This is a genomic window from Tenacibaculum sp. FZY0031, from assembly GCF_036350695.1.
GTDB lineage: Bacteria > Bacteroidota > Bacteroidia > Flavobacteriales > Flavobacteriaceae > Polaribacter.
Genome location: NZ_JAZDVY010000007.1, coordinates 156,032 through 179,602 on the forward strand (window position 1 = coordinate 156,032; position 23,571 = coordinate 179,602).

Annotated in this window: 25 protein-coding genes; 14 read left to right on the top strand and 11 right to left on the bottom strand. The window is 31.9% G+C overall.

The features are described from left to right. Positions 1-119: 119 nt before the first annotated feature. From V1T75_RS11440 to V1T75_RS11465, 6 genes are all read left to right on the top strand, one after another. A complete protein-coding gene (locus V1T75_RS11440; protein WP_330488663.1) occupies positions 120-749 on the top strand; it encodes an NAD(P)H-dependent oxidoreductase in 630 nt (209 codons plus the stop codon). 88 nt (positions 750-837) lie between these two features. After that, on the top strand, positions 838-2,283 hold the full coding sequence (locus tag V1T75_RS11445) for a sodium:solute symporter (protein ID WP_330488664.1): 1,446 nt from the start codon (positions 838-840) through the stop codon (positions 2,281-2,283). A gap of 20 nt (positions 2,284-2,303) precedes the next feature. Continuing rightward, positions 2,304-2,759, top strand: a complete 456-nt coding sequence (locus V1T75_RS11450; protein WP_330488665.1) for a YciI family protein — start codon at positions 2,304-2,306, stop codon at positions 2,757-2,759. 1 nt (position 2,760) lies between these two features. Further along, a complete protein-coding gene (locus tag V1T75_RS11455; protein WP_330488666.1) occupies positions 2,761-2,934 on the top strand; it encodes a hypothetical protein in 174 nt (57 codons plus the stop codon). Further along, positions 2,912-3,412: a cupin domain-containing protein gene (locus V1T75_RS11460; protein WP_330488667.1), complete on the top strand. Its 501-nt coding sequence runs from the start codon at positions 2,912-2,914 to the stop codon at positions 3,410-3,412. Before V1T75_RS11455 ends, V1T75_RS11460 begins: the two co-directional genes overlap by 23 nt. A 234-nt stretch (positions 3,413-3,646) precedes the next feature. Continuing rightward, on the top strand, positions 3,647-4,999 hold the full coding sequence (locus tag V1T75_RS11465; protein WP_330488668.1) for a TrkH family potassium uptake protein: 1,353 nt from the start codon (positions 3,647-3,649) through the stop codon (positions 4,997-4,999). Between the two features lie 51 nt (positions 5,000-5,050). Here V1T75_RS11465 and V1T75_RS11470 read toward each other — a convergent pair whose 3' ends face one another. After that, complete coding sequence (locus V1T75_RS11470) at positions 5,051-5,674, bottom strand: LysE family translocator (protein WP_330488669.1); 624 nt, start codon at positions 5,672-5,674, stop codon at positions 5,051-5,053. A gap of 109 nt (positions 5,675-5,783) precedes the next feature. Here V1T75_RS11470 and V1T75_RS11475 point away from each other — a divergent pair, with 109 nt between their 5' ends. Then, positions 5,784-6,677, top strand: a complete 894-nt coding sequence (locus tag V1T75_RS11475; RefSeq protein WP_330488670.1) for a LysR family transcriptional regulator — start codon at positions 5,784-5,786, stop codon at positions 6,675-6,677. Positions 6,678-6,695: 18 nt separating this feature from the next. Here the strand turns inward: V1T75_RS11475 and V1T75_RS11480 are convergent, their stop codons facing one another. From V1T75_RS11480 to V1T75_RS11500, 5 genes are read right to left on the bottom strand one after another with little or no spacing between them, the layout of a single operon-like run. Further along, positions 6,696-7,922, bottom strand: coding sequence for a YaiO family outer membrane beta-barrel protein (locus V1T75_RS11480; protein WP_330488671.1), 1,227 nt, complete (start codon positions 7,920-7,922; stop codon positions 6,696-6,698). 38 nt (positions 7,923-7,960) lie between these two features. Further along, positions 7,961-10,375, bottom strand: coding sequence for a sulfatase-like hydrolase/transferase (locus V1T75_RS11485; protein ID WP_330488672.1), 2,415 nt, complete (start codon positions 10,373-10,375; stop codon positions 7,961-7,963). After that, the gene (locus V1T75_RS11490; protein ID WP_330488673.1) at positions 10,372-11,808 is read right to left on the bottom strand and encodes a glycosyltransferase family 2 protein; all 1,437 of its coding nucleotides are present in this window, start codon (positions 11,806-11,808) and stop codon (positions 10,372-10,374) included. Before V1T75_RS11490 ends, V1T75_RS11485 begins: the two co-directional genes overlap by 4 nt. A gap of 14 nt (positions 11,809-11,822) precedes the next feature. After that, positions 11,823-12,929, bottom strand: a complete 1,107-nt coding sequence (locus tag V1T75_RS11495; protein WP_330488674.1) for a hypothetical protein — start codon at positions 12,927-12,929, stop codon at positions 11,823-11,825. A gap of 23 nt (positions 12,930-12,952) precedes the next feature. Continuing rightward, positions 12,953-13,321, bottom strand: a complete 369-nt coding sequence (locus V1T75_RS11500; RefSeq protein ID WP_330488675.1) for a response regulator — start codon at positions 13,319-13,321, stop codon at positions 12,953-12,955. Between the two features lie 133 nt (positions 13,322-13,454). Between V1T75_RS11500 and V1T75_RS11505 the strand changes: the two genes are divergently transcribed. The 3 genes from V1T75_RS11505 (at position 13,455) to V1T75_RS11515 (ending at position 16,231) form a co-directional block, all read left to right on the top strand. Continuing rightward, positions 13,455-13,835: an Hpt domain-containing protein gene (locus V1T75_RS11505; protein ID WP_330488676.1), complete on the top strand. Its 381-nt coding sequence runs from the start codon at positions 13,455-13,457 to the stop codon at positions 13,833-13,835. A gap of 372 nt (positions 13,836-14,207) precedes the next feature. Next, positions 14,208-15,806, top strand: a complete 1,599-nt coding sequence (locus V1T75_RS11510; protein ID WP_330488677.1) for a sensor histidine kinase — start codon at positions 14,208-14,210, stop codon at positions 15,804-15,806. 2 nt (positions 15,807-15,808) lie between these two features. Continuing rightward, entirely contained in the window at positions 15,809-16,231 is a 423-nt protein-coding gene (locus V1T75_RS11515; protein WP_330488678.1) for a response regulator, read from the top strand. 74 nt (positions 16,232-16,305) lie between these two features. Here the strand turns inward: V1T75_RS11515 and V1T75_RS11520 are convergent, their stop codons facing one another. The 3 genes from V1T75_RS11520 to V1T75_RS11530 all read right to left on the bottom strand — a co-directional run bounded on the left by V1T75_RS11520 (position 16,306) and on the right by V1T75_RS11530 (position 17,606). After that, the gene (locus V1T75_RS11520; protein WP_028892839.1) at positions 16,306-16,563 is read right to left on the bottom strand and encodes a DUF6952 family protein; all 258 of its coding nucleotides are present in this window, start codon (positions 16,561-16,563) and stop codon (positions 16,306-16,308) included. Between the two features lie 2 nt (positions 16,564-16,565). Continuing rightward, positions 16,566-16,874 (bottom strand): thioredoxin family protein, encoded by a 309-nt coding sequence (locus V1T75_RS11525; protein ID WP_330488679.1) that lies wholly within the window; start codon positions 16,872-16,874, stop codon positions 16,566-16,568. A gap of 90 nt (positions 16,875-16,964) precedes the next feature. After that, entirely contained in the window at positions 16,965-17,606 is a 642-nt protein-coding gene (locus V1T75_RS11530; protein ID WP_330488680.1) for a peroxiredoxin, read from the bottom strand. Positions 17,607-17,893: 287 nt separating this feature from the next. Here V1T75_RS11530 and katG point away from each other — a divergent pair, with 287 nt between their 5' ends. From katG to V1T75_RS11550, 4 genes are all read left to right on the top strand, one after another. After that, the gene (katG, locus tag V1T75_RS11535; protein ID WP_330488681.1) at positions 17,894-20,092 is read left to right on the top strand and encodes a catalase/peroxidase HPI; all 2,199 of its coding nucleotides are present in this window, start codon (positions 17,894-17,896) and stop codon (positions 20,090-20,092) included. A gap of 219 nt (positions 20,093-20,311) precedes the next feature. After that, entirely contained in the window at positions 20,312-20,671 is a 360-nt protein-coding gene (locus tag V1T75_RS11540; RefSeq protein WP_330488682.1) for a YtxH domain-containing protein, read from the top strand. Then, entirely contained in the window at positions 20,671-21,033 is a 363-nt protein-coding gene (locus tag V1T75_RS11545) for a hypothetical protein (RefSeq protein WP_330488683.1), read from the top strand. The genes V1T75_RS11540 and V1T75_RS11545 overlap by 1 nt, the downstream gene beginning before the upstream one ends. Continuing rightward, positions 21,014-21,220: a hypothetical protein gene (locus tag V1T75_RS11550; RefSeq protein ID WP_330488684.1), complete on the top strand. Its 207-nt coding sequence runs from the start codon at positions 21,014-21,016 to the stop codon at positions 21,218-21,220. The genes V1T75_RS11545 and V1T75_RS11550 overlap by 20 nt, the downstream gene beginning before the upstream one ends. A gap of 50 nt (positions 21,221-21,270) precedes the next feature. Here the strand turns inward: V1T75_RS11550 and V1T75_RS11555 are convergent, their stop codons facing one another. Both V1T75_RS11555 and V1T75_RS11560 read right to left on the bottom strand, forming a co-directional pair. Then, positions 21,271-22,434 carry a sigma-54-dependent transcriptional regulator gene (locus V1T75_RS11555; RefSeq protein WP_330488685.1) on the bottom strand — a complete coding sequence of 388 codons (1,164 nt, stop codon included), beginning with the start codon at positions 22,432-22,434 and terminating at the stop codon, positions 21,271-21,273. 193 nt (positions 22,435-22,627) lie between these two features. Then, positions 22,628-23,569 (bottom strand): mechanosensitive ion channel family protein, encoded by a 942-nt coding sequence (locus tag V1T75_RS11560; RefSeq protein ID WP_330488686.1) that lies wholly within the window; start codon positions 23,567-23,569, stop codon positions 22,628-22,630. Positions 23,570-23,571 lie beyond the last annotated feature (2 nt).

Sequence of the window (23,571 nt, forward strand, 5' to 3'; positions counted from 1 at the left end):
GCTATTTTTGTCAAGCATTTTATCTTATGAAATGAATAAGAAAACTTGTAAAACATTTTAACTTCAATACAAATTTTGAAGTATTTTAACCCTCGACTATCAAATAAAAACTAAACCACATGAATAGTATAGAAAATTTACAATGGCGTTATGCTGTTAAAAAATTTGACGAACATAAGTCTCTTTCTGAAGAGCAAATCAATATTTTAAAAGAAGCTTTCAACTTAACTGCTACTTCCTATGGCTTACAGCCTGTTAAAATGGTGGTTGTTAAAAACAAAAATTTACAACAGCAATTAGTCGCACACTCTTGGAACCAACATCAAGTTGTTCAGGCTTCACATTTATTGGTTTTATGTATTCCAAAAGAGTTAACCTCAACACATGTAGAAAACTATTTTAAACTAGTGAAAGACACCCGAAATACACCAGACGAAATTTTAAATCCGTTTAAAGAGTTTTTAACAAACGATATTGATAGCAAGTCTCCTGAAGTATTATTTCATTGGATGAAGAACCAAGCTTACATTGCTTTAGGAAACCTAATGACGGTTGCTGCCAACGAAAAAATTGACAGTTGCCCAATGGAAGGTTTTGTTCCTGAAAAGTATGATGAAATTTTAGGATTAGACACTTATAACTTACAATCTGTTTTAGTACTACCTGTTGGTTTTAGAGCCGAAGATGACTACATGAAAGACTTGAAAAAAGTTCGTAGAAAAACCGAAGAAGTGGTTATAGAGCTATAACTTTTTAATTGTTACTTACGAATTATGAATTTGTATGCGCTAAAAACTAAATTAGTACATTCGTAATTTATAATTCGTAATTAACAGTATGCAACCATTACATATACTACTCCTTATTTTAGCCTATTTTGGTGTATTAATTCTCATTTCTTACATCACAGGTAAATCGGCAAACAATCAAACATTTTTTAAAGCCAATAATTCCTCTCCTTGGTATTTGGTTGCCTTTGGTATGATTGGCGCATCGCTTTCAGGAGTAACTTTTATCTCAGTTCCAGGTTGGGTTGAAGGTGATAAAATGAGTTATATGCAAATGGTACTTGGGTATGTAGTAGGTTATGCCGTTATTGGACTCGTATTACTTCCTCTTTATTATCGGTTAAATTTAACCTCAATTTATACTTATTTAGAAGGACGTTTCGGTAGGTATTCCTATAAAACAGGTGCCTCATTTTTCTTACTCTCAAGAACTGTTGGTGCTGCCTTTCGTTTGTTTTTAGTGGCAAATGTATTACAGTTAATTTTATTTGATGCTTATGGAATTCCGTTTTGGGTAACAGTAACTATTACTATTTTACTTATTTGGTTATATACTTTTAAAGGAGGAATTAAAACTATTGTATGGACAGACACTTTACAAACCTTGTTTATGCTGATTGCTGTTGGTGTATGTATTGTGATGATAAAAGACGAAATGCAAATAGATAATTTATTTTCGTACGTAGCAGATAATAGCTTATCAAAAACCTTCTTTTTTGATGATGTAAAAGCAGGGAATTACTTTTGGAAACAGTTCTTTTCAGGTGCTTTTATCTCAATTGTAATGACAGGTTTGGATCAAGACATGATGCAAAAAAACTTGACCTGTCGGAGCCTAAAAGATGCTCAAAAAAACATGTTTTGGTTTACTATAGTACTGGTTATTGTTAATTTTTTCTTCTTAGCTTTAGGAGTACTGTTAACCGATTACGCTACAGCAAATGAATTAAATGCGCACAAAGACAACTTGTTTCCTACTATAGCCATGAGTGGTGATTTAGGCATGATAACGGCACTTTTCTTTTTATTAGGATTGATTGCCGCAGCTTACTCTAGTGCCGATAGCGCTTTAACTTCATTAACTACCTCATTTAGTATTGATATTCTTGAAATTGACAAAAAAGAAAACGAAGAAGAAAAAGAAAAAACACGAAAGAAAATCCACGTGTTATTCTCTTTTATCCTAGTTGCCACTATTTTAATTTTTAAATATTTTATTGCAGATGAAAGTGTCATCGCTAAAATATTCCAATTTGCTGGTTATACCTATGGACCACTATTAGGATTATATGCTTTCGGATTATTTACCAAACTAGCTGTAAAAGACAAACTCGTTCCTATTATTTGTTTGATTGCTCCAGTATTAACCTATGCAATTAGTTTTTACAGCAAAGAAAAAATGGGATTTGATTTTGGTTTTTTTGTCTTAATCTTAAATGGTTTCTTGACTTTCTTAGGACTTTTGGCAATTCATAAAAAACGTGTAATTTTATAATTTACAAAACTTTACACTGCATGAAACTCTTTTTCACATTCATAATAGCACTGTTATCTATTACTTTAAATGCTCAAAATAACAATCTTAATTACGATGCTAAACTAGCTAAAGAATTAGGTGCAGATGACTACGGAATGAAAAGTTATGTATTTGCAATCTTAAAAACAGGCAGCAATACCTCAACAGACAAAGAACTTAAAAGTAAGGCTTTTAAGGGCCATTTAAATAACATCAACAGATTAGTTAAAGAGCAAAAACTCATTGTTGCTGGACCATTTGGTAAAAATGAAAACGCTTATCGAGGACTTTTTATATTCAATGTAAAAACCATTGAAGAGGCTCGAATGCTAATCAATACAGATCCTGCTATAGCTGAAAAATACTTAGATGTAGATTTATACAACTGGTATGGATCAGCTGCCTTATCAGAATATTTAAAAACTGCAGATAAAATCTGGAAAATCAATCCTTAAAATGCCTAAAAAAGGGAAAGCTAAAAACACAGTAAACAAAGCGAAGCATACGCGCTTAATGAAACAAAAAGAAAATAAGCTTCGCTTGGAAAAACAGCGTACCAAAGAACGTTTAAAAGCCATTATTAAAAAAGTTAACGAACAAAAAGAAAATGACAACTCAACAACTAATTAAAAAGTTTGACTTAACAGCACATCCTGAAGGTGGTTTTTATAAAGAAACATACAGAAGCAACGGAATTATTAAAAACGAACACTTAAATTCTAACTTTGTAGGCGATAGAAATTACAGTACGTGTATTTATTTTTTATTAACTTCTGAAAAGTTTTCTGCCTTTCATAAAATTAACCAAGATGAAATTTGGCATTTTTATAAAGGAAGTACTTTAAAACTACATATGATATCTCCCGAAGGAAACTACTCATTTGTATTGATTGGAAATGACTTAGCAAATGATGAATTCCCACAATTTGTAGTTCCTGCTGGTTATTGGTTTGCCGCTGAAGTAAATAAAGAAAACTCCTATGCTTTTACTGGTTGTACCGTTGCTCCTGGATTTGACTTCAACGATTTTGTATTACCTAAAAGAGAAGAATTTATACAGTTGTTTCCACAGCATAAAGAAATCATAAGTAAGCTAACACACTCTTAAACAACTCTGATATAAGTTTTATTTTTCAGCATCAAGTAATATAAATTATCAACTGTTTAAAAGCAATTGCTAAGAATAACAAATGAAGAAAGATTATACTCTTTAAGTTTTCCTTCAATTTTATAAATTGAATTAATTAAATTTGCTAGAAGTATTACTTACTCATAAATATTTAGAACTTCAATTATTAAAGCAACGAATTTCTTAGCTCGTTGTTTTTATTTTTTACAAGAAATGAAAAATAACACATATAAAAAGCTATCTATTTGGTATAAAAAATTCCAGATTAGCAAAACCCCTCAAATGAATTTAGTATGGGGATTCTTCCTTTATACCTTTGTCGGTTTTATTTTACTATCTATTCCTTTTTTTCATAAAGTTGATGTGTCTTTTTTAGATAACTTGTTTATTTCAACATCGGCAATATCAACTACAGGATTAATTACTATCAGTATTTTTGATTCCTATAATTTCTTTGGACAGTTTATTATAATGATGCTCATACAAATTGGAGGAATTGGCTACATGACATTAACAACCTACTATTTGTTATTTATTACGAAAAAAATAACGCATTGGCATAGTAAATTACTGGGGACTGAATTTACATTACCTGACAGTATTAAAATAAAAGACTTTATTAAAAGTGTTATTGTTTTCACTCTAGTAATGGAAGCTATTGGAGTTATTCTATTTTATATTGCTTTTACCAATTCTGGAATGGAAAGCTTAAAAGCCTTTTGGTTTTCTATTTTTCATAGCATTTCGTCTTTTTGTACAGCAGGTTTTGGTTTATTTAACAATGGTTTTGAAGGATATCACGATAACGTTTTTATAAATACAACCATCTCTATTCTAGCTATAGCAGGTTCTTTAGGCTTTATTGTTGTTACGGATTTATGGTATCGACTTTCTGGAAAGTCTAAAGAAATATCCTTCACAACAAAAGTTATTGTCTATGGATTTATATTCTTATTGCTCTCAGGAACATTACTTACATACGTATCGGAACCTTCTTCAACCCTACACTCCAACCATTCGTTAATGACTTCTTTTTTTCAAACAATGTCTGCCATGACAACAGTTGGTTTTAATACTATTCCTATTGGTAGTTTCTCTTTACCAATATTACTACTATTAACCTTTTTAATGTACATAGGCGCATCACCATCTGGAACAGCTGGAGGGATGAAAATCACAACTTTAACAGCAATGATTGCTATATTAAAAAGTAGATTGTTAGGGCAAAAAAAGATTACTTTTTTAAACAGGATTATACCTTTTGACAGAATTTATATAGCAACATCTACTTTTATGCTATATACTAGTTTAATTTTCTTGTTTTCATTCTTACTTTCTTACAGTGAAAGCTTCTCTTTTGACAAAATATTGTTTGAAGTTGCTTCTGCTCTTGGTACTGTTGGATTGAGTACTGGAATTACTGGAGACCTATCGAGCTTAGGGAAATTTTTGTTAATTATTCTAATGTTTATAGGAAGGGTTGGTGTTTTAACTTTTGGATTTGCTTTAGTACAACAAAAACAAAACGAGTTTAAAAAAATAAAGTCTGACGATTTAGCTGTATAATTTTTTAACCGATAGCAAAGTTTTCAATCACTATCCTATCGGTTTGAATTGTTACATAAACGCTATTTGTAACCCCATCAATACAAATATTGCTCCTGACACTTTGTTTAGCCTTACGCCTATTTTTTCATTCTCTTTAATTTTAGTTGAAAACATCCCTGCAAACGATGTTAAAATCAAGTACCAAATAGTAGTCATTACCGCATAAATAACTCCCATTATTATAAAAGGAACGGGATTTTCTATTTCTGTTGGACTTATAAACTGCGGAAAAAAAGCTATAAAGAATAATGCAACTTTCGGATTTAATATATTAGTAACAAACCCTGATGTAAAACTACTTTTTGCTGAATTTTTCTTTTGCTCTTCATTTGTCTCAGTAATCAAACCTTTTTTTGACATCACTTTTGCAACCCCTAAATAAACCAAGTAAGCCGCTCCTAAGTACTTAATCAACGCAAAAAACAATGCAGATTTAGCTACCATAATCGACAATCCCAACGCTCCAAACAACGTATGCACCAAAGCCCCTGTATTTAAACCAAAGCTAGTGTACACACCAGACCTTCTTCCTTGACTAATAGATTTGTTAATTAAGAAAACAGTTTCTATTCCTGGGGTTAATACAAAAAGAAGAGTTGCTACAAAAAATGCGATAAAATTCTCAATTCCCATTTCGTTACTTTTTAAAAATGATTACACTGTTTTTTTATGCAAAGCAACAGTAGTTCTCTTTATTAAAAAATACTTATTTTTGATTAATTAATGCAAAAAACGCATTAAAATGACATTTCAACAGATTCGATATTTTTTAACGCTAGCAGAAGAATTACATTTCTGGAAAACAGCAGAGAAAGTTTACACCTCTCAATCGTCGTTGAGTAGACAAATTCAATCTTTAGAAGAAGAATTGGGTATTACTTTATTTGAGCGAGATAAAAGAAATGTAAAACTTACCGAGGCTGGTGTGTTCCTTAAAAAAAAATGGAGCATTTTACTAGACGAGTTTGATCGTACTCATCAACACGCAAAAAAAATAGACGAAGGCTCTTCCGGACTTGTTAGCATCGCCTACCCTGGTTCTATTTCTTACAACTATTTACCTGAACTACTTACGTTGTTTTCGGAAGAAAAACCCGACTTAAAAGTAGAGCTTATGGAACCTACTGATATTACACTTGAAAACCTTCTTTCTGGTTATCAGATAGACGTTGCTTTTAGTAGAAACGAGGTGTTAAATACTTCTATTTTATCTGAAAAACTGTACGCAGAACCTGTTTGTCTTGTCGTACCTAAAAACCATTGGTTAACTGAAGATTCGTTTATAGACTTAAGAGATGTAAAAGACGAAAAATTTATTCTCTCTGGGTTGCACCATACCACCTATTTTTCTTCGTTGCTTCGCAATATTTTTAACGCTTACGGTTTTGAACCTCAAACTCATATTGAATCTGATTTTGGAAGCATGATTTTAAGTTTAGTTGGTAGAGGTTTAGGGATTTCTATTTTGCCGTATTCATATCAGTTTTCTTTAAATACCAATCTTCGTTTTATCACACTACCAGAAAATACGGAGTTATATATCAATTGGCGTAAAAACGACAATAGAAAAATCATTAAAAATGTAATTGAATACGCAGTCAAACTAGGCAAAAACTACCATCGAAAATTTGTTTAATTTTACTAAATGTAACTCCTATCTAAACCGTAAATCGTAAGATATTCCCAAAGTGTATAATAAAAAATATTCGCCTCGATCAAAGCTTTTTTCTTCACGTAAAATATTTACCGAGGCTCTCCAGGCATGCTTTTTATTGGAAGAGGTAAATGCATATTCTCCACTTATTTTTTGTGTTTTTAAATCAAAAACTACCGTTTGTTCTGTATTTACTGGAAACCTATCTATTTCAGGTGAAAATCCCATTCCAACAGCTATTCCAAAATAATTATCAGCATCACTATAATACCTACGATACGCTAGCGTAACTGATTTACTTGTACCGTTATCGTTAGGAGTAAAATAAGGTCGTAACGACCAATAACTATTCCCTGTATACCAGCCTATGGATCCTGTGTAAATAGTTGTTGTTTCAGAAAATTTTAACCCTCTAAAACCTAAAGAAACTTCTAAGCCAAGTGGTAACGACTTATACAGTTCTGCTCCATAACGCACCTTAGGAAATAAACTAGAGTTTGAAAAGCCTGCACTCACGTATGCGTATAAACCGTCTGTTATTCTTGGGTATAAATCTACTTCATACTGTAGGTTATCAGACTCAAAACGCCTTGAGTAATTTATTTTAGCAATTACACTCCCATATTTTGTTTGTCTTGTGTAATTAAGCGTACTGTAGTGTGATGCATCTCGTTCATTCTTATGATACAAAACGGTTGAATAACTCAACCCTACACTATTAAAACGCAATGTATTGGTTAAACTTTTTTTGTACGAAATTGCCTTAGAATTGTTAGGAGCCATGCTAATTATTTTATCTAGCGTTATTAATGCTTCCTTTGGGTTCTGTAATTTTTCTTCTGACTTTACCTTTAGATACAGTAAATCTGTATCGTCTGAAAAATATGACAATGCCTTTTTTACTAAATCGTTTGCCTTATAAGGTAACGAGGCATACAGTTCATTTTTAATAGCCGCTATCCAATCATTTTTTCTTTTAGGATCTTTTTCCAACACATATTCAAACTCTTTTCTAGCTTCTTTATAATTTCCATCCCAAGAATAAGTACTTGCTAAAAATGAACGTATATCTAAATAATTTGGATACTTTGTTAAAATAAATCGCAACGTATCTTGTGCCTTTTTCCGTTGCTGATTAAAAGCCATTGCTCTTGCCTTTTCAAAAGCGGTGTCTGGATTACCTTGAAATACTTTCTGTTGTGAAAAAACAGTACAAACAAGTAACATTAACAGTATACTAAGCTTATATTTTATGCTGTTTAACATCATTCTTTTAATATTTTTTCTAGTGCTACATACTCTTTATTATCTGGATACAAGGTTAAAAGACTATCTATAATTTTTAAGGCCTCCCTTTTTTGTTGTAATCGTTGATATGCCTTTGCCAGTTTAAAGCTTATCTCTGGATTTTTAATTTCATTTACATAAGCTTCTTGAGCAACAACTATACTTTTTGTTTCTTTACCTGACCACCAATACAGATCTAACAAGGCTATATAAGCATCATCGTAAAATGGATGTCTTTCAACTGCATTTAACAACAGCTTTTCTGCTTCTTTATAGTTTCCATCCCAAGACAATGTTCTGCCTTTTAAAATTCTTGCATCTGCATGATTTGGCATGTTGTTTAATATAAAATCGCAAAGTAATCTTGCAGCTACCCTATCTCCGTCAAAAGCTTTTGATCTTGCTATCAAAAACACCTCATCAAATGTTTTCCCTTCTGTTACTTCTCTTATTATTTTTTGCTCTCCTTCTGTAAATTGAATTTTTTCCTGCTTTCTTTCATAAAGAACATCTGGATAAATTTTATCCTGCTCTGTTACATATTTATTAATTGCTTTAAACGCTTCAAAAGATTTTTTTACCTTACTCAATATTTTATCGTTGTTAATTGGATGTGTTTCAAAAGTGTGATCTATCTTATACAACTCTCCATCAGAAAACAAATATTCACCATAAATAAAATCTTTCAAACCTCCTTTATAACGCATTAATCCTATGTGATGAATATTTCTAAAACTCTTTGTAGTGTCTAAGCCTATTCCTAACCAAGCAGTTTGTTTCAGTGGTTCAAACGTATAATTATTCGTTAAAAAGGAATAAATACTTGGCGCAACGTCTAAATGAGAAGAAACAGATTTAAAACGCTGTGCTTTTTTTAACATGGGACTGTATATTAACAACGGAACGTGAAACCTACACAGTTTATCTTTTTGTTCTATTGGAATTAGCCTATGATCTCCTGTAATGACAAAAATTGTATTCATAAAATCTGCTCTTTCCTGATAACTCTCCATAAAGTTTTTTAGAGAATGATCGCTGTAAAGTAGTGTTGCATAAATATCTTTTTTATTTGCTATTTCTCTTTTAGAAACTCCAAAAACCCGTGATGTATTTAATATACTGTCTACTTTCTTTTTGTAGGTTTCTTTCTCTGGAAACACAAAAGGTTCGTGATTACTAAGTGTTGCTATCACATCTAACCTAGGCTGCTTTTTATTTTTTAAAGTACTTACAACTTTTTTAAACATTTCTGCGTCTGGATAGCCCCAAGAAAAACCATCTACTCCTCCTGTTTTTACATAAGATGGTCCATATTTATTTTCGTCAACAATAAAATCAACACTATTATATTCTAAAAAGTTAATGATTTTATCAAAGCTAGATTGGGTTCCTGTATAATACGAAGTTGTATACCCGTTTGCTTTTAATATATTAAATAGCGATAGGTGTGATGGTGTTTTTTTTAACTCTAAAAAACCTGTATCTCCAAAAGGTAACGATCCAAGTAAAGAAGGTAGTATCCCAAAGGTTCGACCGGTGTTACTAACAAAATTCTCCCAATACAACGATTGTGTTATTAGGTTATCTAAATAAGGAGTAAACCCACTGTATGAATTACCATCTACAAATTCAGTCCCTAGCCCTTCCATTACAATAACGACTATATTGGGCTTTTTCAATGTTCTATTAAAAAAAGGTCCTAATACATCTTTTGTTTCTTCTGATGATTTTAAAAGTGGGTACTCATTTGCTTCTTCAGGCTGATAATTGTGTGTTTGTAGTTTATCCAATTTAAACTTTAAAATATCAACTGCTAAAAAACTAATTTTAGTTTGATACACAGTTTCGTTGAATTCTGAATTAAAGAACTTCAATGGCAGTGCCAGTATTAGTAATCCTAAAATTGTTTTTAGAAAAGGCTTTGCTGGTATTTTCTTCTTAAACAAATACACCAATACTAAAAAAAGCAATGGAATTGTTAAAATGAACAAGTAGTTTACAATAGAAAATGATTTGGACGATGCTATTGTTTTGTAAATATCAGCATAGGAGTACCCTAAAAGATCTGCTCCTAAATTCAACAAAGTAGTTGTGCTATATTTTACCAAAGAGAATTCTCCAATTACAAGAAACATTCCTAAAACTACGAGTAATATTTCGGCTATTTTTTTGTTTCCCAATCCTAATAAGCAGTATAAAGGGAACAACAATGCTCCTATTATTAAAACTGTAATTACTGCATGTAACAACTTATACAAAACAACTTTTAATATAAAAACTACTGTATCAGTTTCTTTAAAGGTTGTAATAACTTCAAACAGTCCTAACAGCCAAATCATTACTAACAAGGCTGCAAGTACTTTTAAATACGCTACTAGGCTTTTTTTCATCATAATTTATTACTCAATCCTTTTCGGGTCATTTTCCCCCATTTCAGTTTTTTATTAAAGTAGTAATCTTTATTCCCCATTAATGCTGCATATAATATTATAGGGTGTAACAGAAAAGGTTCTATAAAAGCCGATTTTATCAATTGAAACCCCACTCCTTTTTTTTTGTATTGATGAAAACTAAATTCTTCTGAAAAAATAGCTAATAACGTATATATGACAGAAGAAAAATAGGCTGCTAAAAAAAAGCCAAGTACATAACTCCAATGCACACTTTTTAAAAAAAGCAGCACCACAAAGTATATAATTCCGAGTACTTCAATTATAGGTGCTAGTCGTTCAAAAAGAAACCAGTAAGGAAAACTTAACATGCCTAATACCCTGTATTTTGGATTAAAGCCTATTACTTTGTGTGTTTTTAATGTTTCTATAGTTCCTCTCGTCCATCTATTACGCTGTGATATAAATGTTTTATAGCTTTCTGGAGCCTCGGTCCAACATAAAGGGTCTGGAATATAAGCTACTTTATATTTCTTGTTTTGTTCTTCCATATATCTCCGCATTCGAACAACAATTTCCATATCTTCTCCAACAGTTTTTGTACTATACCCACCTACTTTAATCGCTATATTTTTATCAAACATTCCAAATGCTCCTGAAATCACCAACAATCCGTTTAATTTACTCCATGCCATTCTACCCAATAAAAAAGATCGTAAGTATTCTAATATTTGCATTCTAACCAACGTAGTTTTTGGGTAATTTACATCTAGTAGCTTTCCATTTTTTATAATGCATGAGTTCGCTATTCTTATAACTCCCCCTGACGCTATAACTTCTCTATCTGTATATTCTAAAAAAGGTTTGATCATTTTTTGTAGTGAGTCTTCCATCAGCAAGCAATCTACATCAATACAAGCCACATAATCATTCTTACTAATATTTAATCCTACATTAAGCGCGTCTGCTTTTCCTCCATTTTCTTTATCAACTACAATGAGTCTTTCAAAGGCTGGATTTTTAGATTTGAAAACTCCAGCTCTTATGGGTCTTGTCTTAATACGTTCATTAATTAAATACTCTACTTTTTCTAAGTTGTAAGCGTTAATTAATTTTTCCAAACTATCATCTGTACTCCCATCATTTATTATAATTACATCATAATTTGCATAGTGTGTAGAGAGTAACGACCTTACATTTTCTACAATATTTAAACTTTCATTATAGGCTGGTGCGATAATTGAAATCCCAGGCGCTAACCTTGATGATAATATGTCTTTGTAATTAACAAAACTATTTTTTCGCAAATAAGAAATTGTTTCTTTTCTCGAATAAACAGCCAATATTCCATAGGATACTAAAACTAAAAATGAGTATCCTAAGAATAAAAAATGAATAACAAATAATAGATAATATACAATGCTAGAGACCTCCATAACTTTCTTTTTATTTAGGGTATTTTTTCTAAGAAATCAATAAGCTTGAAATTCCCTAGCCTACTCATTTCATTTTTAACACCTAAAAATTTTGGCGTGTTTATTTGTTTTAAAATTTTCAGAGCCAGTACTTTTATTTCAAAAATATGACTGGTAATATGTTTTAAAACAAACGATTCTTCTTCTATAGCTCCCATATTTTCTAAGAGTTCAAATACTGCAATTTGCTCTTTTACGGTTAATGTTTCGTATGCGTTGATAAGCAATTCTTTTGCTTCCGTTATGTATAAATGGTTTAAAACATGAATGGTTTTTAAGCGAACCTTGCTATTTTGGTGTTGTATTAACTGAAGTAGTTCTTCTTGATTTTCTCGTAGGTTATAACCTCTTACCAAATCCAAAGCTAACAATACCACATAGCTGTTTTGAGACCTTAGCCATTTTCGAGTATCAGGCACTTCTTGTGTTTTCATCTCTTGTAAAGCACCAAGAATTCCTATTCGATCCCAAACTGAAATCGAAATTTTTAAATGATCTAAAAAATCAAGCCCTTTAAAACCAAACAAATTGATAAAATATAAGTAGGCTTGTCTTCGAACTTCTACTTTGGGGTGGTTAATACATTTAGCTACTTCTTTTTGAGCTTCTAATACTTTAAATCGTCTTAAATCTCTAATTCCTATGGCAACTACATGCCATTTACTACTCCTTAACCTTGACAAGGCATGTTTATTTAGCCCTAGCCTTCTATATAATTGATTGATAATATCAACCATACTACCAGAAACTTCTCCTTTTAAAGTAAGCAGCGTATGAACAAACACCTTTCTGTTTACACTGGTCTTTAAACTAAGTTTCAGCTCTGAGATAAGTTTTTCTTGAGTGCTATTTACATCTTTACAACCTTCACATGCATAAAGGTAGTTTACAATATGAACTTCATACTCTTTCCCTTTATTTTTAAGAAATGCTTCTTTTTTTCTTAAACGATACCTTACTACTTTTAAAAAAAGAATAAGATTTAGTAAAACAAAAAAGAAAACTGTAGCAAGTATCCAGATTATTTTGACAACAAACGGAAGATCTTTAAAAAAAGAATCGATAAATTGAGGGGGGACCATAAATGTTGAGAGATAAGTTTATTTTACATAAGCATTCGTTTTACCCTTATCACTAACTCATTAGGCATTAATGGTTTTACCATAAAATCATTGGCACCTAAATTAAACGCTTGTGTTACCATTTCTTCCTGGCCAGAAGCCGAAAAAACAAGAATAGGGACATCCATTTTTAATACATTTCTAACATGACTGATAACTTCCAAACCAGAAAGATAATCCATCATTATATCTGTTAAAATCAAGTCTGGCTCACAAACCTCTATAAGCTCAATTGCTTTTTTTCCATCTTCAGCAACAAACAGTTTGTAGCCTTCTTTTTCTAACTTTAATTTAATTAATAACAAAAACACTGAGTTATCCTCAGCTATAACAATTTTCTTTTCCTTACTCATTAAATTATTATTTACATACTTTTTTTACTAATTTTATAAAAAAATCATACCTGATACTCAAATATAATAAAAATATGTTAATTTAACTATTTAATTATCTGTATTAAAACTGTATTTATAAAATTGTACCCCCATGTTAAAAAACAATTGCTTTCATAGTGAAATTGTTGATTTAAGCTTTCTAAACAACAACCTCTCTGATGATATTGAACTTTATACTGAAATGATTTCTGTTTTCTTAACAGAGAGCAAGGGTAAGATTGCTACTCTAGAAAAAGCAAGTGCCGAAGAAAATTTTCTTTTAATTAAAGAAGTTACTCATTTTTTAAAATCTTCATTTACTATTATGGGGCTGCAATCTAAAGACCTACTTATTGAAATTGAAGAACTAAGCTCCCAATCAAAAAACATTAAAAGAATAAAATCGCTTATAAACTCAGTGATAAACAATTACAACGAGAGTATTATTGAATACGAAAAAATGCTCTCCTGCTTTTCAAAAAACAATAATTAACCTTTTTATAGAGTCCCCCACTACATGAAATCACAAAAACTTAAATACATAAGTTACCTGTTTACTTATTTGGTATTGTTCTTTAGCGTTTTTACGATGCTCGAATGGATTCTTCATAAGCAACTTGTATTTACAATTAATGAAAATGGAGCTACAACCAAATTTAACACTGCCTTATTGTTCTTTTTATGTACAGTAAGCTTAATTATTAGTAGAAAAAAGCAAAAAACATATAGGAAGCCTTTCTTTCTCTTCACTTATACAGTATTATTTATCAGCACCTTAACTCTTATCGAATACATCTTTAGAGTAAACCTCTACATAGACAATCTATTTATAAAAGACTCCTTAACAATAGTCAACCCGGGCAGAATGTCAGAAGCTACAGCAGTATGTTTTATTTTTTTTGCCATTGGACTTACTGGATTAAAATCAACCAATAGAGTTTATATTGCTACAACTCAGCACGTGGCACTGGTAACCTCAATAATTTCATTAATTACCATATTGTATTTTATTTTAAGATTTCCAACAGACTCTAAAATTGTTTTTTTCAAAACTATGTCTGTTCAAACAGCCATCTCTTTTGTTTTTATTTCATTTTTATTAATATTTAAGTCTTACAACATTGGATTTAAAGAAACTATTTTAGGAAACAGCGATGGTAGTAGATCTCTTCAACGATTGTTACCTTTTATCATCCTTATTCCATTTTTTTTAAGTTTTTTAATGCTTACCCTTATAAATGAAAAAATAATAGGAGCCCAATCTGGTATTATCGTATATACCTTAATTTTAATACTCTCTGGTTTTTTATACACCTATATAGTTTCTATTGGACTGAACAAATCTGACTACTTAAGAAAAGCCCTAGAGAAAAACTTAATTAATAAAAACTCAGAGTTATTACAGTTTAAAGAAGCTTTAGATAAAATAGCTATTGTTGCTATTACAGATGAGAACACTTTTATTAAATATGTAAACGATAAGTTCTGTGAAATTTCTAAGTATTCAAGAGAGGAAATTATTGGAAGTACAAATGAAATTGTTCGTTCTGATTACCATCCAGATTCTTTTTTTACAGAAGCTTGGTTAACTGTATCTTCAGGAGACCCTTGGTTTGGCGAAGTAAAAAACAGAGCCAAAGACGGTTCTTTGTACTGGACAGAAACCGCTATTGTTCCTCTAAAGAAAAAAACCAATTATATTAGAGAGTATATGGCTATTCAGCTAGACATTACCAAACGTAAAGAAGCAGAAGAGTTACTAGCTTCTAAATATGTAAAAACCTTAGAACAAAAAAATCAAGAACTTGAGCAGTTTAGTTATATTACCTCACACGATTTACAAGAACCCTTGAGAACCATTTCTTCTTTTTCTGACATTCTTTATGATGAATATCACGATAAACTAGATAACAATGCAAAACAACTGTTTCTCTTTATAAAAAAGGCGACTCGTAGAATGAGCAGTTTAATTAAAAACTTATTAGATTATTCGCGGTTAGGTCGTCAAAGAGAACTATCAAAAGTAAACTGTAACCTTCTAGTTAATGACATCATAGAAGACTTAAACAGTACGATTAAACAAAGTAAGGCAACTATAAAATTTAGCAACCTACCTATTATTAGTGCTTACCCTACTGAGCTTAGGTTGTTATTTCAAAACCTTATTAGCAATGCTATAAAATTTTCTAAAAAAGAAGTTTCTCCTTATATTTCAATTAAGGCAAAAAAGAAAGATCAAGCGTGGAAATTCTATGTAAAAGATAACGGTATCGGAATTCCTGAACAGTTTCAAGACAAAATTTTTTCAATTTTTCAACGGTTACACCCAGAAGACCAATATGAAGGTACAGGAATTGGTCTTGCCCATTGCCAAAAAATAGTAGGGATGCACGGAGGGGAAATTGGAGTTAAATCAAAATTAGGAAAAGGAAGCACCTTTTTCTTTACAATACCAAACCAATAATTATGAAAAAACTACACACTATCTTATTAATTGACGACGACCCCGCAACCAATTTTCTTCACAAATTAATTATAGAAAAAGAAAATTGCGCCGAACACGTTCTATGCAAACAAAGTGCTGAAGAAGCCCTTGTGTATTTAAAATTTAATATTGAAAACAATATTCCTCATCCAGAGCTTATTTTTTTAGACATTAATATGCCTAAAATGAATGGATGGGATTTCTTGGAAGAATACAAAAAGTTTGATAAAAATAAACAAGCTAAAAAAATTGTAATCATGCTTACCACGTCTTTGGATCCTAACGATAAAGAAAAAGCCAAAGCTATTAATCAAATAAATGAATTTAGATCAAAACCATTAACTAAAGAAAAGCTACAAAGTGTTTTAACTTCCAATTTTCCTAACATATTTAGTCAAACATAACACCTTATATCATAAAAAAATCCCAGAAAATTTTTAATTTTTCTGGGATTCTTCTTAATATCAGTTTCTAAAAACTATTGGTCAATTGAACCTAATACACGTTTCATAAAATTATTTAACGCTTCTTTTTTAGGTGTTCCGTCTTTAATCATTTTATCAACTTCAATTGCTCCGTACATATTGGAAATTAATTCCCCTATTACGTCTAACTCTTCGTCTTTTAACGATGGAACTTCTGTTAAAGCCTCAAGAGTTTCAATAGTTTCTAGTACGTAATCTTGGTCGTTTTCTTCAATAAATGAAGTTAGGTGTTTAATTACTGGTAATTTCATAATTAAGCTACTTCGTTTACTAAATCTTTCAACACATCAAACTTGTTAGTTTGAGTTTGATTTACAAATTTACCATCAATAAAAGTAGCAAAAGTAGGTAAGTTACTTACATCAGCAAGTTTTCTACTCTCTGGAAATTTCTCTGCATCAGCAATAACAAAAACCATATCTTCATTTTCAGTAGATAACTTTTTAAATTTAGGTTTCATAATACGGCAGTTACCACACCATGTAGCTGAAAATTGCACTACTACTTTTTTATTCCCTGCAACAACCTCTGATAAATTGTCTTGACTCAATTCTTGTACCATAGTCTTTTGTATTATCTGTTTCGAAAGGAGCTCGTGCTCGACCCCTTCACTTATCTCACACGAACTTGTTTCCTTTCTTAAATTATATTCTTAGATCGCTGCTAAGTACTCTGCAGTAGCTTTAGCATTTGCTTGCATCGCTTCTTTACCTTCTTCCCAGTTAGCAGGACAAACCTCCCCTTTTTCTTGTACATGAGTGTACGCATCAACTAAACGTAAATATTCGTTTACGTTACGACCAACTGGCATGTGGTTGATTCCTTCGTGGAATACAGTTCCTTCTTCATCAATTAAATAGGTAGCTCTATACGTTACGTTATCTCCTTCTACCTGAACAGTTCCTGTAGCTTCATCATACGTTTCGTTAGAGATGTCTAAGATACCTAAAATAGATGACAAATTACGATTACTATCCGCTAATAATGGATATGTAACTCCTTCAATACCTCCCTTATCTTTTGATTGGCTTAACCAAGCAAAGTGTACCTCTGGAGTATCACAAGAAGCACCAATTACGATAGTATTTCTTTTTTCAAATTCTGGTAATGCAGCTTGAAAAGCGTGTAACTCTGTTGGACAAACGAAAGTAAAGTCTTTCGGATACCAAAATAACAACACTTTTTTCTTGTTTTTAACTGCCTCTTCTAATACATTTAATTTAAACGTATCACCCATTTCATTCATTGCATCTACGTTTAAACTTGGAAATTTTTTTCCTACTGCTGTAGCCATTTTATAATTGTTTATTGATTAATAATTTTTTACGAGCACAAATGTATTTCGTTTCTTACCATTTAAAGAGTGAAACTAAAAATATTTTTTTATTACATTATAAGAATTATCAATACTACTAAAACAACAAAATCAATAAACAAAATACCATTTTAAAAACCAATAACTTACAAAACAAAAAAAACAAAGAATAAGAATATATTATACCAAAATAAAAAATATAGATAAAAATTATCCATAGTTTTATCGTAAATTTGAGCCTAATCTAACCTAAAAAAAATATAAATATGAAAGATGTACACTCACACTCTTCTAATAGCAATGGGAAGTGCCCTTTTTCTCAAGGTGCTAATACAGAAATACATGACAACGTTATGGAATGGTGGCCTAAATCATTGAATTTAGACATCCTACATCAACACGACACCAAAACTAACCCCTTAGGAGAAAGTTTCAACTACGCTGAAGAATTTAAAAAATTAGACTTAGAAGCAGTTAAAAGCGACTTAAAAGACTTAATGACCGATAGTCAAGACTGGTGGCCTGCCGACTGGGGACATTACGGCGGTTTAATGATTCGTATGGCGTGGCACGCGGCTGGTACGTATAGAGTTGCTGATGGTAGAGGTGGTAGTAATACTGGTAATCAACGTTTCGCTCCATTAAATAGCTGGCCTGATAATGGGAATTTAGACAAAGCTAGACGTTTACTATGGCCTATTAAAAAGAAGTATGGTAACAAATTATCATGGGCAGACCTTATTATTTTGGCTGGGAACATGGCTTATGAATCTATGGGATTCAAAACATTTGGTTTTGCTGGAGGACGCGAAGATATTTGGCATCCTGAAAAAGATATTTATTGGGGGACTGAAAAAGAATGGCTAGCTCCTACAAAAAACAGGTACGATAGCGATAAAGATCGTGAATCTCTTGAAAACCCACTTGCCGCAGTTCAAATGGGATTGATTTATGTAAACCCTGAAGGAGTAGACGGAAAACCAGATCCGTTAAGAACCGCACAAGATGTCAGAGAAACTTTTAAGCGAATGGCAATGAACGATGAAGAAACCGTTGCGTTAACAGCTGGTGGACACACCGTAGGAAAAGCTCACGGTAATGGTGATGCCGATGCCTTGGGACAAAGCCCTGAAGGAGCAGAAATTCAAGATCAAGGTTTTGGTTGGATGAATCCAAAAGGAAACGGGAATGCTGCAGATACAGTTACTAGTGGTTTAGAAGGTGCTTGGACAACTACACCCGACAGATGGAATCACACCTATTTTCATTTATTATTAAATCATGAATGGGAGTTAAAAAAGAGTCCAGCCGGTGCATGGCAATGGGAGCCTGTTAGTATGGAAGAAGCAGACAAACCTGTAGATGCCCACAACCCAAATATCAAAAGAAATCCCATCATGACTGATGCGGATATGGCAATGAAAATGGATCCTGAATACAGAAAAATATCTGAAAAGTTCTACAAAGATCCATCCTATTTTGCTGATACTTTTGCGCGTGCTTGGTTTAAATTAACACACCGTGATTTAGGACCCAATACACGTTATTTAGGTACTGATGCCCCATCAGAAACACTTATCTGGCAAGACCCTGTTCCTACCGTTGACTATACTTTAACCGACACTGAAGTTGAAGAACTAAAAGAAAAGCTATTGAATAGTGGACTTACACGTACTGAACTTATAAATACTGCTTGGGATAGTGCTAGAACTTTTAGAGGTTCTGACTTTAGAGGTGGTGCTAATGGTGCCCGTATTCGTTTAGCCCCTCAAAAAGACTGGGAAGGAAACGAACCAACAAGATTGAAAAAAGTATTAGATAAACTCGCTGAAATTCAATTAGGGTTAAGCAAAAAAGTAAGCATTGCTGATTTGATTGTTTTAGGAGGTAGTGCTGCTGTTGAAAAAGCCGCTGAAGAAGGTGGTGTTAACATTAAAGTTCCTTTTACTCCTGGAAGAGGAGATGCCACAGCTGAAATGACAGACGCTGAATCTTTTGATGTTTTAGAGCCTTTACACGACGGGTACAGAAACTGGCAAAAGAAAGATTATGTAGTAAAACCTGAAGAGCTATTATTAGATAGAACACAGCTTATGGGCTTAACCGCTCCTGAAATGACTGTTTTAGTTGGAGGAATGCGTGTATTAGGAACTAACCATGGAAATACCAAACATGGTGTATTTACAGATAATGAAGGTGTATTGAGTAATGACTTCTTTGTAAACCTTACTGATATGCAATACTCTTGGAAGCCTACTGGACAAAACTTATACAATATTGTTGACCGAAAAACTGGAAATACTAAATGGACAGCGACTAGAGCTGATTTAATTTTTGGTTCAAATTCAATTTTACGTTCCTATGCTGAAGTGTACGCACAAGACGACAACAAAGAAAAGTTTGTGAAAGATTTTGTAGCTGCTTGGACCAAAGTAATGAATGCTGACAGGTATGATTTAGCATAATTTACAGTTAATGAACATATTGAAAGCTAGATTCTCTAATTAGAATCTAGCTTTTTATTTTTATGTTTCAATTACTACTCACAAAATACTCACCCCTTTCTTTTTTCTAAGCTACTAACAGTAATTGAGTTAATATTTAAATTTATTGAGCTAAAACACCTCCTAGTCTCGAAGTATCTTTGTTACAGAAACGATTTAATAATTTAAAATAAGCATATTATGAGTAACGATAAAAGTATTTTTGGTTTATTAGTAGGAGTGGCTGTTGGAGCAGGATTGGGTGTATTATTCGCCCCTGATAAAGGAAGTAAAACACGACAAAAAATTGCAGATGGTGCAGCTTCTGCAAGAGACACAATAGCTTCAGAAGCAACACATCTTAAAGAAGAAGTAGCGCATCGAGCTGAGAACCTAAAAAACAGTGTTTCTGAATCACTTAGTAACAGTTCTAGTACTTTAGAAGAAAAATTAGATACTATTTTTACGGATGCTAGTTACAAGGCTGATGATGTAATTTCTCAATTAGAAAAAAAACTAAAAGTGTTAAAAGCCAAAAACAAAAAATTACAAACTAAATAATGTCTGTTTTCAAATCACTACATACCAATTCTGAAAAAGCAGTTGAAAAGTGTGAAGAGTATATTAAAAACTCTGAAAAATACTATAAATTAAAAATTTTTCAAGTACTAACTTCTTCACTAAGCTTAATTTTTAATTTTGCCATTATAGGTATCTTTCTACTTATTGCTTTTGTTTTTTTAGCGGTTACACTTTCAGCTACCCTTGGTAGTTATTTAAACAACGTAGTTTTAGGGTACTTACTTGTAGCCTTGTTGTTTATGGTGCTTGCAATAATAGCTTATAGTTTAAGAACTACCGTTGAAAATTTTGTAATTAAGAATTTATCTAAAAAATATTTTGATGATGAGCAAGTCTTATAACAGCAATAAAGAAATAACTAGAGAATTAAGGTTGTTAAAACTTAAACGAGATATTTCTCTGGAAGAAATAAAACTTGTAAAAGAGCAATTTAAAGAAGACCTGTCTTTTGGCAACTGGTTTAAAACGGTATTTGAAGCAGTAGGAAAAATAGGAGCATATCGTTTGGCAAAAAAAATTATAAAATAACATAAAAAAAGACCTGAGTTCAGTGAACTCAGGTCTTTTTTTACTCTTGTTTATTTACTAGCAAATAGCTGTACATCATTTTTTGAAACTTCTTTTTCTCCTAAAATGAGTAAACGTTCAACTACATTTCGCAACTCTCTAATATTTCCTGTCCAATCATACTCTTGTAATAATTTTATTGCATCTTTAGAAAACCCTTTCTTAGGCATTCCTTGTTCTTCAGAAATTTTCTTAGCAAAGAAATCTACTAATAACGGAATATCTTCTCTTCTATCATTCAATGCAGGAACCTTAATTAAAATCACTGCCAAACGATGGTATAAATCTTCACGGAAACGTCCTTCTTCTATTTCTGTTTTTAAATCTTTGTTCGTTGCTGCAACTACACGTACATTTACTTTTATATCTTTATCAGACCCTACTCGTTGAATACGATTTTCTTGTAATGCACGCAATACCTTTGCTTGTGCCGACAAACTCATATCACCAATTTCATCTAAGAAAATAGTCCCGCCATTTGCCGCCTCAAACTTCCCTGCTCTATCTTTGTTAGCGCCTGTAAAACTCCCTTTTACATGTCCAAATAACTCACTTTCTATTAATTCTGATGGAATAGCTGCACAATTCACCTCAATCATTGAAGCTTTAGAACGTTCAGATTTTTCGTGTAGCCAATGAGCTACCAATTCTTTTCCTGTTCCATTAGGCCCGGTAATTAAAACTCTAGCATCGGTAGCGGATACTTTCTCAATCATATCTTTAATATGAGTAATGGCATCACTTTCTCCAATCATTTCATAATTCTTACTCACCTTCTTTTTCAAACGCTTATTTTCTACTACCAACTCCTTTTTATCTAAAGCATTTCTTACGGTATTCAATAAACGGTTTAAATCTGGTGGTTTTGAAATATAATCAAAGGCTCCTAAACGCATAGTATTTACTGCGGTATCTAAATCACCATGACCAGAAATCATCACCATTGGTATTTCAGGTTTTAACTTTCTGGCTTTTTCCAATACCTCAACACCGTCCATTTTTGGCATTTTAATATCGCATAAAACCAAATCGTAATCTGTTTTCTTTATCATTTCAATTCCTTCCAAACCATCTTCAGCTTCTTCAACTTCGTAGGAATCATTTTCTTCAGAAATAATTTTTTTTAATACTCTGCGAATTGCAGCCTCATCTTCAATTATTAATATTTTACTCATATTTTAGACTTTTAGATGCAAGACCAAAAGAAAAAAGACTGATTTAATGAGTTCTTAAAACCAGAAATCATTTTTTTAAGCTCACCTATTTCGTTTTCTACATCTATTAACGTTACTTTATTAACACACTCTTTACAACAAGAAAGAACTATTGGTGATTACAATTCAAAAAGCAAGCCAAATGTTTTTTACCTTAATTATTTAGTTCTTCTTTAGAGTTTCCTTGCTCTTTACTTTCAATTTCTTTCTGATTGTTTTGGAGTACCTCTTTTTTAGGAGATTCAAAACGTATCCCTTTAGCATCCACAATATGTATATCTCTTTGAGGGAACGGAATACTGATATTATGCTCTCTAAACAGTTCGTCTATTTTAAATCGTATATCGCTTTTAGGTATTGCTGCCTGAAAACTATCATTTAATGTAAAAATCAATTTAAAGTTTAACGAACTATCTCCAAAATTTTCAAAGAGCACTAAAGGAGCTGGATGCTGATACACTTTTGGGTGTTCACTAGCCGCTTGCGTCAATAGTTTTTTAACCAAAGCCACATCACTACCATATGCAACCCCAACGGTTACACTTTCTCTAGTTGTAGTACCATTCTGTGTCCAATTGTATAAACTATTTGATAAATACTTATGATTAGGAATAACCAATACTTTATTATCAATTGTTACGGCTCTGGTAGTTCTTAACTTTATTTCTTCTACTCTACCAACTTTGTCATCTAGCTCTATAATATCACCTACATGAACACTTTTATCAAGGATAATAAAAATTCCAGATATTATATCTTGAAAAAAAGTTTGCAAAGCCAAACCAATACCTATTAATAAGGCAGAAGATGCTACTAAGATGGCGCTTAAATTAACTCCTGCTGAGCTTAACGCTATTGAAAAAACAACGACGTAAACCAACCAACTAGTAAAAGAGAAAATAGTATCAAACTTATTCTTGTCTTCTTGTTCTAATTTACTTTTTGCTAGTTTTTTTAAGTACTTCAGTAAAATTTTCACAAGAATTAAACCAAGTATTAAGAACAAAACTGTTTTTATAGTAAAGTCTACCTCTTTCCCTCCTACAGGAATTCTAAGATTTAGAAAATCGGTTATTTCTTTTATTATTTCTTTCATCT

What these genes read in the sequence shown, in the direction of transcription:
- V1T75_RS11450 (WP_330488665.1), top strand. Translation starts at nt 2,304, where the DNA reads ATGAAACTCTTTTTCACATTCATAATAGCACTGTTATCTATTACTTTA.
- katG (WP_330488681.1), top strand. Translation starts at nt 17,894, where the DNA reads ATGAAAGATGTACACTCACACTCTTCTAATAGCAATGGGAAGTGCCCT.
- V1T75_RS11505 (WP_330488676.1), top strand. Translation starts at nt 13,455, where the DNA reads ATGTTAAAAAACAATTGCTTTCATAGTGAAATTGTTGATTTAAGCTTT.
- V1T75_RS11465 (WP_330488668.1), top strand. Translation starts at nt 3,647, where the DNA reads ATGAAAAATAACACATATAAAAAGCTATCTATTTGGTATAAAAAATTC.
- V1T75_RS11515 (WP_330488678.1), top strand. Translation starts at nt 15,809, where the DNA reads ATGAAAAAACTACACACTATCTTATTAATTGACGACGACCCCGCAACC.
- V1T75_RS11545 (WP_330488683.1), top strand. Translation starts at nt 20,671, where the DNA reads ATGTCTGTTTTCAAATCACTACATACCAATTCTGAAAAAGCAGTTGAA.
- V1T75_RS11550 (WP_330488684.1), top strand. Translation starts at nt 21,014, where the DNA reads ATGATGAGCAAGTCTTATAACAGCAATAAAGAAATAACTAGAGAATTA.
- V1T75_RS11500 (WP_330488675.1), bottom strand. Translation starts at nt 13,321, where the DNA reads ATGAGTAAGGAAAAGAAAATTGTTATAGCTGAGGATAACTCAGTGTTT.
- V1T75_RS11495 (WP_330488674.1), bottom strand. Translation starts at nt 12,929, where the DNA reads ATGGTCCCCCCTCAATTTATCGATTCTTTTTTTAAAGATCTTCCGTTT.
- V1T75_RS11490 (WP_330488673.1), bottom strand. Translation starts at nt 11,808, where the DNA reads ATGGAGGTCTCTAGCATTGTATATTATCTATTATTTGTTATTCATTTT.
- V1T75_RS11475 (WP_330488670.1), top strand. Translation starts at nt 5,784, where the DNA reads ATGACATTTCAACAGATTCGATATTTTTTAACGCTAGCAGAAGAATTA.
- V1T75_RS11445 (WP_330488664.1), top strand. Translation starts at nt 838, where the DNA reads ATGCAACCATTACATATACTACTCCTTATTTTAGCCTATTTTGGTGTA.
- V1T75_RS11455 (WP_330488666.1), top strand. Translation starts at nt 2,761, where the DNA reads ATGCCTAAAAAAGGGAAAGCTAAAAACACAGTAAACAAAGCGAAGCAT.
- V1T75_RS11510 (WP_330488677.1), top strand. Translation starts at nt 14,208, where the DNA reads ATGTCAGAAGCTACAGCAGTATGTTTTATTTTTTTTGCCATTGGACTT.
- V1T75_RS11520 (WP_028892839.1), bottom strand. Translation starts at nt 16,563, where the DNA reads ATGAAATTACCAGTAATTAAACACCTAACTTCATTTATTGAAGAAAAC.
- V1T75_RS11440 (WP_330488663.1), top strand. Translation starts at nt 120, where the DNA reads ATGAATAGTATAGAAAATTTACAATGGCGTTATGCTGTTAAAAAATTT.
- V1T75_RS11485 (WP_330488672.1), bottom strand. Translation starts at nt 10,375, where the DNA reads ATGATGAAAAAAAGCCTAGTAGCGTATTTAAAAGTACTTGCAGCCTTG.
- V1T75_RS11480 (WP_330488671.1), bottom strand. Translation starts at nt 7,922, where the DNA reads ATGTTACTTGTTTGTACTGTTTTTTCACAACAGAAAGTATTTCAAGGT.
- V1T75_RS11470 (WP_330488669.1), bottom strand. Translation starts at nt 5,674, where the DNA reads ATGGGAATTGAGAATTTTATCGCATTTTTTGTAGCAACTCTTCTTTTT.
- V1T75_RS11525 (WP_330488679.1), bottom strand. Translation starts at nt 16,874, where the DNA reads ATGGTACAAGAATTGAGTCAAGACAATTTATCAGAGGTTGTTGCAGGG.
- V1T75_RS11530 (WP_330488680.1), bottom strand. Translation starts at nt 17,606, where the DNA reads ATGGCTACAGCAGTAGGAAAAAAATTTCCAAGTTTAAACGTAGATGCA.
- V1T75_RS11560 (WP_330488686.1), bottom strand. Translation starts at nt 23,569, where the DNA reads ATGAAAGAAATAATAAAAGAAATAACCGATTTTCTAAATCTTAGAATT.
- V1T75_RS11555 (WP_330488685.1), bottom strand. Translation starts at nt 22,434, where the DNA reads ATGAGTAAAATATTAATAATTGAAGATGAGGCTGCAATTCGCAGAGTA.
- V1T75_RS11460 (WP_330488667.1), top strand. Translation starts at nt 2,912, where the DNA reads ATGACAACTCAACAACTAATTAAAAAGTTTGACTTAACAGCACATCCT.
- V1T75_RS11540 (WP_330488682.1), top strand. Translation starts at nt 20,312, where the DNA reads ATGAGTAACGATAAAAGTATTTTTGGTTTATTAGTAGGAGTGGCTGTT.